Below are 8,492 nucleotides of genomic sequence, written 5' to 3'. Positions count from 1 at the left end.
GCAGGCGGAACAGGGCTTGCGCGAGGGCAGGCCGGAACAACTCATCTTCTCTGAGTACGCGCTTGGCGGCGAGAAGGAGAAGGAAAAGAAGGCCGTGCCCAAGACGGTCAACGTCCGCTACTAAGATACCCACAGCGCCGTGACCAAGAGGAACCACATGGCGGCACAGACCAAGGCTGCCTGACGGCCACTCCCTGACACTCCATAGAGCACAAGCGGAGAGGGGGGGACAACAGCACTAAGCAACCACCACCCTACCACTTCCATACCACCCATTCTACACCCCGGCGACGACCTGTCAAGGCGTCGCCTTTTTTGTTGTGCGGGAACCGGAAAAGCTAACCGCGAAGGAGAGGACATGGACGAACCCAAGGTGATAACGCCTCCGGCGGAAACACCAACCGAGGACTGGAAGGCCAAGTACGAGGCGATTGCTCCCAAGGCGCAGAGGCTGGACGAGCTTGAACCCCAGTACAAGAAGCTCCAGACCGAACTCAACAAGCAGCGTGAGAGGTTCATCACTCGTGACGACTTCACCGCGTTCGAGGACCGGATTGCGAAGGCCCTTGACGCAACGCGGGACAGCGACGAGGAGGAGGAACCGAAGCGCAAGCCCAAGCCGTCGGAGGTCATCCGACTGGCGAGGGAGGCCGCACCAAAGCCCAAGGAACCCGAAGTCGCCCCCGAAGTCGTTGCGTTTGCAACGGTGGCGTCCCGTATCTGTAAAGAGAACGGGTGGGACGAGAACTCTCCTCAGTACCGGACAGCCAACTCGAAAGAGCCGGTTGACGGACTGACGTACCTGTACCAAGAGGCTGCTAAGAGTGCAGCGACTAAGGCGGCGGAAGCTGCCGAACTGAAGCACAAGCAGGCCATCAAGGACGCAGGCGGGACAAGTCTGGCAGGCGGGCCGAGTGCGACGAACGAACCCGAACCCATCAAGCCGGGTGACTGGGACAAGGCCAAGTCGAAGGCTCGTACACCGGCGGAACTCCTTGCTGCGTACAAGGGCAAGATGTGAGACCTCTCACATTCAAGCCTCGTACCAAGGGGATACCGAACAATATCCGCACCATCCACTGTTTCAAGTGCGACGAACCGCTTGCGAAAGAAGCGTCGGACGCGCTTACCAAGACAGCCTATGAGTGGTGGTTTGTGACCGCCTCGGGGCTGTGGTGCAAGGGTAGATGGTGGGGCAATAAGTTCAAGTGTCCGAAGTGTGGTGCAGAAGGGACTCTGCCGATAGACAAACCGCTTTCGTGTATGGAGGACTGAAACATGGCCAAGCTGAAGAACAACACAATCGTAAGGGATGCTTTCAAGCAACTGGGCGGAGTGACCGAAGCCGTTGTGACAGGGGCCGTTGCCGTGAATGGTGGCGAAGCCTTCACCAAGGACGACACGCCACCCGCGCCTGAAGTTCTCGACCCCGAACAGAAGGGCGAGCGGAAGGCGCTCATGAAACTCCTCTCGCAGTGGTGTGTGCCACTTCGACAGGGGTTCAAGACGGATGAGGCTACGAACAGGGCCGCATTCCTGAAGCGGCTTGAGGCACAGACCTATACCGACCTGTGGAAGTTCTTTGACATTCAGGTTCCCGGCGAAGTTATCGACGCCGTAAACCGGCGATTCAAGGACATTTCCCCATAGGAGGCTTAGATGGCGACAGGCGCCACGGAGTTCAAGTAAGGACTCGTAACCTAGCTCAATTGACTGGGACATCCTTAGAGTCTTGCACACTGATTAGGTAAGAGAGGCAAGAATTGGATAATCAGCAACCGAAAGTTTCTGGAGAAGATTTGGGCTGGCTGGCGGGATTCTTCGACGGTGAAGGGTCTGTCTGCCTGACCATACGGCCAAGCGCGGCAAAGAACGGCGGGCCAAAGGTTCAGCCACAAGCCATGTTGGGCTCTACCGATACGGCGGCGCTGGACAAGGCGCACGACATTCTCGCCCGCGCAGACATTGGACATCACATATCTTGGCAACGCCCTCATGGAGTCGCCAAGAACGGGAATGCCTACCGCGAGGCGTGGTCTATCAAGATGGTGGGGCTGAAGCGCGCAAAGGCGTTCCTTTCATGGGTGATGCCAGTATTGGCTACCAAGCAAGAACGGGCGGCGCTTGCGCTCATCTACATCGCATCCCGCGAGATGCACACCGACTTCCGCACTCCAATCACGGAGTACGAGTGGTCACTGGCGATGAAGATGAAGGAATTGAACAGCCGCACTACCCAACACTTCTCTGCTGTGAAGTTGAACACTGAGCGCCCTGGCGCGAGCCACGAAGCCCTTTCAAGCAATGGCATGAAGGGCGCAGTCGCTCGTTGGGGTAACAGAAACTAGGCTCAACGACTAAACGCTAGGCCACCGAAAGGTGTGAAGGTATAGTCTGCTCTCATGTGAAAGCATGAGCTAACACAAAGGTTTTGACAACACTACCCAAGACAACTTCATTCCCGAATACTGGTCGCCCCTGCTACTGGAGGCGCGAGAGAGCAATCTTCTCTTTGCGTCGATGGTTGACCGCCGGTTTGAGGCGGGTCTGAGCAAGGGCGATACCATCCACGTCAACGATGTTCCTCTGCTTGCGGCGCGGTCCAAGAGCGAGAACACGGCGATAACCTACGAGACGGTTAACTTCTCCTTCAACTGAGGCCGTCTAATGAAGTTCCCGTTGTGATTCGGTTGCTTTGCATGACATTCAGTGCAAAGCGCCTTCCCGTTATCTAGTGAGTATAGAAGGGTTATCAACTCCTCGACACTGCGGATGTGATGGACGTGTTCGGCTTCAGAGCCGCACTCCTCGCACTTGTAACTGGCGCGTTCCATAACTTGCCTCGCCCACTCTTTCGTGGCGTGGCTGTTGTGGATGTACTTATAGACAAGCGTAAGCCCGCCCTTCCACGCGGGGTTGTTCTCGCCGCGCCGTTGTTCGGAACTCGCCTTGTGCCAACAGGCATCGGAGCAGTACTTCTGTTTCTTGACCGCCCTTGAACCGTAGGCAAAGCAGGGCTGCTTCCACATCGTCTTACCGCAGTAGGCACAAGTGAAGTTAGGCTCGCGGGAGAATGTCATGTTCTTCCAGTAACAGTCGCGGGAGCAAAACTTAACCCTGTCGAGCGAAGGCCTAACCTCGAAGGCCTTGCCACAGTACGCGCATGTCTTGTGGATGTACGGCACTTTCTTCATACTCAGAATTATATCACAATGGGACTCATTCAGCGAAACGGGGTGAACTCGGTGAACCCTAACCCGCAAGGTAAGGCAACGCCGAGCCAAGCCGAGGATACATCCTCGGAAGGTGTAGAGACTACTGGAGGGGTTCAGCCCCCTTAATAACCAGCTAGAGCGCCCCGCCCGAAAGGGAAAACATAGTCCAATGCGTCGGGAAACCGGCGACCACATGCTCGCATTCCCAGGTAGACATCAGCATCGACCAGTACTACTACGCTGCGATTGCGGTTGAGAAGGAGACTGAGGTCCAGGCGCTTCAGGACCAGGCGAAGATATTCGCCCCGAAGATGGGCTACGCGCTGGCCTTGCAGGTGGACGACACTCTCGCGGGACTCGTTGACGACTTTGCCCAGTACGTTGGCACGCTGAACGTTGGCACCAGTGTGGACAACTGGCTGCGTGCAATCCAGTACCTCGACGATGCGAACGCGCCCGACGAGGACAGGTTCGCGTTGGTGCCGCCTATCGAGTGGGCGAACCTGATTCAGCAGGACTTCTTCATTCGCTCTGAGTACAAGGAGTCGGTTGGACAGCTTTCGGCCAAGGCGAAGCGCGGCTACTTCGGAGAGGTTCTTGGAGTCAAGTTCTTCAAGAGCACGAACGTTGAAGGGACGAATGGAAGTGGCCATGACAGCGGCCTGTTCCACAAGTCCGCACTCGCCCTTGTCGAGCAGATTGCTCCCACCACCGTCTCGCAGTTCGACATCGACTATCTGGCTACAAAGGTGGTCTCGTACGAGCTGTTTGGCGTGAAGGAGATGCGCGACACGAGTGGGGTGTGGGTGAAGTCCCTCTAGGAGTACGAGATGCCTAACAGGATGAAATGGCTGAAGACGACTGAGGAACTGAAGCAGGCCCGCTCGTACACGGGTGGGCTGAACGGCATCAGGGGATTCCTCGATTCCGGATGTCTGGACGTGGTTCGATGGCACGACGACTTCCTCGGAGACACTATCCGAGGGGACGCGACCGCTCCAGGCCTCTACGAAGTTGTGACGGGTGTTGATGGTGCAATCAACATCCTTGCGGACCAGGAGAACGGCATTGCGGAGATTCGTGCGTCGGACGGCAACGGAGCCGACAACGAGTACTGCGGCGTTTCCCTGCCGGAGCTTGCGTGGAGCGGCGACCAGTACTGCTGGATGGTGGCACGGGTGGCGGTGGACGCGATTACGACCGTGAAGATGGAGATCGGGTTCACCGACGTTACGACCGACGCTGGAGCCGTTGCCACACTTGCCACGCCGACGTTCACGGCGGACGACTGTGCGCTGTGGGTGTTCGACACCGACGACACGGCCTACTGGCAGTGTGCGGGGTGCAAGGCGACGACCGCGGCCACGAAGATTGAGGACGGGCTTGCGCCGGTAGCCGGGACGTTTGAGTACCTTGGCGTGGCCCTCGAAGACACGTCGGCAAAGTTTTTCCGGCTCGATGCGAACGGCAGGAAGACCTACGAATCCGCGTGGATGGCTGATGCCATCACCAAGACGGTCCAGTTGGTCCCGTGGATATTCGTACAGCTTCGGACGGGCACCATCGACCGGAACATCTCGCTCGACATGCTTCACGTCGAGCAGATGCGAACCAATGCTTAGGAGGCATGAATGGCTGAGTTTATCGTTCGTAACACATCGGGTAAGGTTGCCGACGCTGGCGTGGCCAAAGAAGCGAGCATCACCAAGTTTGGCGACCTTATCACTATCCCGTGGCAGTACAACCTTCTGATGCAGGGCAAGGTGTTCATGGGCGGCATGGGCATCGAGGCCACTGACATCGACGGTCAGGACGACACCTACGCCGAGGAGGAGGTCACTCACTGCCTGAAGGCTCCCGATTCCGGCACTGTGGTTATCCCCCTGTACGTCAGGGTTCAGTTGACCACAGAAGGCGGGGCGGCCCCCGACTTCTACCTCACCTACGTCAACACCAACCTCAACACGCCCATCGCCATCTCTGCGGGTACGGCCAACACCGTCATCAACTGTCTCGGCGGGCAGCACACGGCTAATGCGGCCCTGTGCTACTACACCGTGACTTCCGGCACGTACACATCCGCGCAGAACGTGGTGCTGTGGCAGGCGAAGGACGTTCCTGACAACCTGCTTTCAGTGGAGGCTGTTGGTACTGGCACCCCCGTCGAGACCATGGACAACTCCATGTCGGCGGTCACCATCCCGCTGTTCCCCCACATCCCGATTGGACTGGCGAAGGGCGCGGCCCTGTACCTGTATGCGTCGACCGCGACCTCGGATTCCAAACTGCGCCCGACGTTCGTATGGGCAGAGCTTCCCGACACCATTCTTTAGGAGGTACACATGGCTATCTTTGAAGTTCGTAATACCTCCGCGAAGATTGGTGATGCGGGGGCGTCTGTGGCGGCAAGCATCACCAAGTTCGGTGATGTCCCCGTCATGGACTGGCAGTACAACCTCATGCTTCAGGGCCGGGTCTTCATCGGTGGTGAAGGCATCGAGGCGACGGACGTTGACGGCGAAGCCGCACTGGACGACACGACCCCCACCTGGCTGCTTCGCGCACCCGATTCAGGTGTCATCGTGGTTCCGTTGTACGTGAGATTGCAGCTTACGTCTGAGGGTGGCGCGGCCCCCGATGCGTACCTGACTCTCATCAACTCGAACCTCGACGACCCCATCGTGTACACGAGTGGCACGGCGGGCACGGTACTGAACGCCCTTGGCGGACAGAGCAGGACCAATCAGGCCAAGTTCGTCAACACCGTTACCATCGCTGCGGTCACAGACGCGCAGAACGCAGTTATCTGGCAGGCCAAAGACATACCCGATAACCTGCTGTCTGCGGAAGCTGTGGGCACGGGTACTCCCGTTGAGACACTGAGCAACTCTATGTCTGCCGTGTCCATCCCCTTGTTCCCGCACATCCCCATCGCTCTCACCAAGGGCGGGATGCTGGCGTTCTACACCGCCACCGGCACGTCCGACTCCAAGTATCGCCCGACCTTCGTGTGGGCGGAAATCCCCGACGACATCCTGTAACCCCCAAGCCTCGGGGCGGGGCTTTGTACCGCCCCATTCTCTTTCGGAGGGATGAATGCCCATCTACGAGTACGAGTGTCCGCATTGTGGCAAGACGTTCGAGGTCTTGCGAAGTGAGATGGAGTGTGTGTGTCCGTCATGCGGCGAGGTCTGCTGGCCCCGCATGAGCCGGTACAACTTCAAGTGCCCACTCAATTAGGAGGAGAAGAAGTGGAACTACAGAAAGCAATCAAGCGAATCGAAGCAAGCGCACAGACCCAGTTGAATCAGGCCGTTATCGCGCAGGTCAAGGCGCAGGCGGTCAACGAGGCTATGGAAGCCTTGAAGTCACTGTTGAAAGAATCGGAGCCTGAAGGAGAAGCAGAAATAGATGGCGACTAGGACATACGACGCCCCGCTGTCTGATATGCAGTGTGAGGCGGCGATTACCCTGTCCTCCACCGTTCCGGGGTATCTGAATGTTATCCCTGGATACCGTGGAGTGAAGCTCTACTGTGCGTCCGACTGGAAGCTGTTGCTGACTCCTCGGATACACAGGGTTTTCTACTACGCGGCGGCGGGAACGTACACGGATTACACGTCGGAGGCGATTGACAAGTCTACGACGACACACGTTCCGCTGGACGCGATGGCGGCAGACGACTACCTGTACATCGGGTGCAAGGAGCAGTTCCTTGGACTGTACTTCAACATCGGAACGAACGTGAACGCGGAGACGGCGACGCTGGACGTTGAGTATTGGAAGACGCAGGCGACTCCCGCGTGGGCGGACGTTACGGGCGATGCCGATGGGACTGATTCCACCGGCACCTCCACTGGCGCGACACTTGAACAGGATGGCGTGTACACGTGGACGTTGCCAAGCGACTGGATTATGAACACCGTCAACGGGAAGGAAGCGTACTGGATACGGTTCTGTCCGAGTACGGCGTTGTCCGCGACTGTGGACGTTTTGGAGATGATGGCAGTCCACAAGAACACCAACTACGCCTGGATGGAAGGCGGGATGGTGGAAGCGTTCAACTTCGACGACGACAAGGTTGGCGGGATTCAATACCTGAGTGTGGATTCGACACCGACGCTGCACGTGACGTGGCTGAAGTACGAGGGATAGCATGAAAGGCCCACTGACATTCAACGCAAGTAAGACGGTCATTCCTGGGGATTGTACCGTCAATGGCGACCTCACCTTCGCCACTGGCAAGACTCTGACTGGCTACAACAACGTGGTCGAGAACCACACGGCAGGCGACACACTGACCCTTGCTGAGTCGGGTTCTATCCACACCAACTACGGGGCTTCGGGCGCTGTGGCGTTGAAGCTACCCGCTTCCGCTACCGCAGGAACCACGTTCAAGTTCGTTGCTGCTGCGGCTCAGGAACTTCGCATCGTGGTCGCCGCGTCGGGCGAGTCCTTCATCGCCAATGGCATCACCTCCACCGACGACACGGGCAACGACCTGTACCTCGGGGCGGACGACGAAGGCGAGATGGCTACCTTCACCTGCATCGCTGCGGGCATCTGGCTCGTGGACGTTATCGGTACGTGGACTATCGTGCAGCCGTAAGGGAGGAACATTGAAACGACTAGCGATTCTCATAGCACTGGCACTGGTGCTGATTCCGGCTACGGTGTCGGCAATGACGTGGGAGGAGTTCGTCGAGGAGTACGGGGCTATGCCTCCGCCTCCGCCGGATGCGACGAACACGGATGTCTGGCCGTTCGAGACCCCGACCTTTGAGATTCAGAGTGGCGACTACTCGGACGGCGGGCAGTCGATATCCGACATGAACGCGGAGAAGTTCCTTGAGAACGTCGAGTGGGACGGTCAAACCGTCTGGCTCTACACGTAACTTGGAGGCTGATGGACTGGGACAAGGCGTACGCGGAAGGCCAGTACTCGTCAATCGTTCTCCCGCTGAAATGGAATCCGTTTGCCGTCCGCAGGGTGCAAGACCTGTTCCACTGTGACCGTTGCGGGGAGTGCTGTCACTACGACAGGGTGCCCGTCACACAGGTGGACGTTGACCGCGCCCCTGAAATCGCCCCCTACGTCATCCGAGAGGGTGACAAGGGCTACTTCATCACCAAGGGCGGGTGCCCCTTCTACAAGGACGGGTGCTCCATCTACGAGAGGCGACCGGACGTGTGCTGGCTCTACCCGTTGCAGAGTCCCATCACATTGAAAGACCAAGAAAGGGTGGTGATTCGTCTACGATGTCAGGCTGCGCTGAG

Annotated in this window: 15 protein-coding genes; 14 read left to right on the top strand and 1 reads right to left on the bottom strand. The window is 58.0% G+C overall.

Annotation, left to right across the window (positions count from 1 at the left end; genetic code table 11):
• The first annotated feature begins 358 nt into the window (after window positions 1-358).
• The 4 genes from WC359_14080 (at window position 359) to WC359_14065 (ending at window position 2,348) form a co-directional block, all read left to right on the top strand.
• Entirely contained in the window at window positions 359-1,021 is a 663-nt protein-coding gene (locus tag WC359_14080) for a hypothetical protein (protein ID MFA5401574.1), read from the top strand.
• Entirely contained in the window at window positions 1,018-1,275 is a 258-nt protein-coding gene (locus WC359_14075; GenBank protein ID MFA5401573.1) for a hypothetical protein, read from the top strand. The genes WC359_14080 and WC359_14075 overlap by 4 nt, the downstream gene beginning before the upstream one ends.
• A gap of 3 nt (window positions 1,276-1,278) precedes the next feature.
• On the top strand, window positions 1,279-1,650 hold the full coding sequence (locus WC359_14070; protein MFA5401572.1) for a hypothetical protein: 372 nt from the start codon (window positions 1,279-1,281) through the stop codon (window positions 1,648-1,650).
• Window positions 1,651-1,763: 113 nt separating this feature from the next.
• Window positions 1,764-2,348 carry a hypothetical protein gene (locus WC359_14065; protein ID MFA5401571.1) on the top strand — a complete coding sequence of 195 codons (585 nt, stop codon included), beginning with the start codon at window positions 1,764-1,766 and terminating at the stop codon, window positions 2,346-2,348.
• Window positions 2,349-2,627: 279 nt separating this feature from the next.
• Here WC359_14065 and WC359_14060 read toward each other — a convergent pair whose 3' ends face one another.
• Entirely contained in the window at window positions 2,628-3,194 is a 567-nt protein-coding gene (locus WC359_14060) for an HNH endonuclease signature motif containing protein (GenBank protein ID MFA5401570.1), read from the bottom strand.
• Between the two features lie 332 nt (window positions 3,195-3,526).
• Here WC359_14060 and WC359_14055 point away from each other — a divergent pair, with 332 nt between their 5' ends.
• From WC359_14055 to WC359_14010, 10 genes are all read left to right on the top strand, one after another.
• Window positions 3,527-4,036 (top strand): hypothetical protein, encoded by a 510-nt coding sequence (locus WC359_14055; protein ID MFA5401569.1) that lies wholly within the window; start codon window positions 3,527-3,529, stop codon window positions 4,034-4,036.
• Window positions 4,037-4,045: 9 nt separating this feature from the next.
• Window positions 4,046-4,837, top strand: coding sequence for a hypothetical protein (locus WC359_14050; GenBank protein ID MFA5401568.1), 792 nt, complete (start codon window positions 4,046-4,048; stop codon window positions 4,835-4,837).
• Between the two features lie 9 nt (window positions 4,838-4,846).
• On the top strand, window positions 4,847-5,548 hold the full coding sequence (locus tag WC359_14045) for a hypothetical protein (protein ID MFA5401567.1): 702 nt from the start codon (window positions 4,847-4,849) through the stop codon (window positions 5,546-5,548).
• A 126-nt stretch (window positions 5,549-5,674) separates the two neighbouring features.
• Window positions 5,675-6,256 carry a hypothetical protein gene (locus WC359_14040; protein ID MFA5401566.1) on the top strand — a complete coding sequence of 194 codons (582 nt, stop codon included), beginning with the start codon at window positions 5,675-5,677 and terminating at the stop codon, window positions 6,254-6,256.
• A 55-nt stretch (window positions 6,257-6,311) separates the two neighbouring features.
• Window positions 6,312-6,455 (top strand): FmdB family zinc ribbon protein, encoded by a 144-nt coding sequence (locus tag WC359_14035; protein MFA5401565.1) that lies wholly within the window; start codon window positions 6,312-6,314, stop codon window positions 6,453-6,455.
• 11 nt (window positions 6,456-6,466) lie between these two features.
• On the top strand, window positions 6,467-6,637 hold the full coding sequence (locus WC359_14030) for a hypothetical protein (GenBank protein MFA5401564.1): 171 nt from the start codon (window positions 6,467-6,469) through the stop codon (window positions 6,635-6,637).
• Entirely contained in the window at window positions 6,627-7,370 is a 744-nt protein-coding gene (locus WC359_14025) for a hypothetical protein (protein ID MFA5401563.1), read from the top strand. The genes WC359_14030 and WC359_14025 overlap by 11 nt, the downstream gene beginning before the upstream one ends.
• A gap of 1 nt (window position 7,371) precedes the next feature.
• A complete protein-coding gene (locus tag WC359_14020) occupies window positions 7,372-7,824 on the top strand; it encodes a hypothetical protein (protein MFA5401562.1) in 453 nt (150 codons plus the stop codon).
• A gap of 10 nt (window positions 7,825-7,834) precedes the next feature.
• Window positions 7,835-8,110 carry a hypothetical protein gene (locus WC359_14015; protein ID MFA5401561.1) on the top strand — a complete coding sequence of 92 codons (276 nt, stop codon included), beginning with the start codon at window positions 7,835-7,837 and terminating at the stop codon, window positions 8,108-8,110.
• Window positions 8,077-8,492 (top strand): YkgJ family cysteine cluster protein (locus tag WC359_14010; GenBank protein ID MFA5401560.1); only part of this gene is annotated, 416 nt, incomplete at its 3' end. The genes WC359_14015 and WC359_14010, both read left to right, overlap by 34 nt.

This window comes from Dehalococcoidia bacterium, assembly GCA_041653995.1.
In the GTDB taxonomy this organism is placed as follows: Bacteria; Chloroflexota; Dehalococcoidia; order GIF9; family UBA5629; genus CAIMUM01.
This window is presented reverse-complemented; position numbering and strand designations above follow the sequence as displayed.

Coding starts and splice junctions, on each gene's coding strand:
- WC359_14060 (MFA5401570.1), bottom strand. CDS start 3,194: ATGAAGAAAGTGCCGTACATCCACAAGACATGCGCGTACTGTGGCAAG.
- WC359_14025 (MFA5401563.1), top strand. CDS start 6,627: ATGGCGACTAGGACATACGACGCCCCGCTGTCTGATATGCAGTGTGAG.
- WC359_14080 (MFA5401574.1), top strand. CDS start 359: ATGGACGAACCCAAGGTGATAACGCCTCCGGCGGAAACACCAACCGAG.
- WC359_14070 (MFA5401572.1), top strand. CDS start 1,279: ATGGCCAAGCTGAAGAACAACACAATCGTAAGGGATGCTTTCAAGCAA.
- WC359_14055 (MFA5401569.1), top strand. CDS start 3,527: ATGGGCTACGCGCTGGCCTTGCAGGTGGACGACACTCTCGCGGGACTC.
- WC359_14035 (MFA5401565.1), top strand. CDS start 6,312: ATGCCCATCTACGAGTACGAGTGTCCGCATTGTGGCAAGACGTTCGAG.
- WC359_14040 (MFA5401566.1), top strand. CDS start 5,675: ATGCTTCAGGGCCGGGTCTTCATCGGTGGTGAAGGCATCGAGGCGACG.
- WC359_14020 (MFA5401562.1), top strand. CDS start 7,372: ATGAAAGGCCCACTGACATTCAACGCAAGTAAGACGGTCATTCCTGGG.
- WC359_14050 (MFA5401568.1), top strand. CDS start 4,046: ATGCCTAACAGGATGAAATGGCTGAAGACGACTGAGGAACTGAAGCAG.
- WC359_14045 (MFA5401567.1), top strand. CDS start 4,847: ATGGCTGAGTTTATCGTTCGTAACACATCGGGTAAGGTTGCCGACGCT.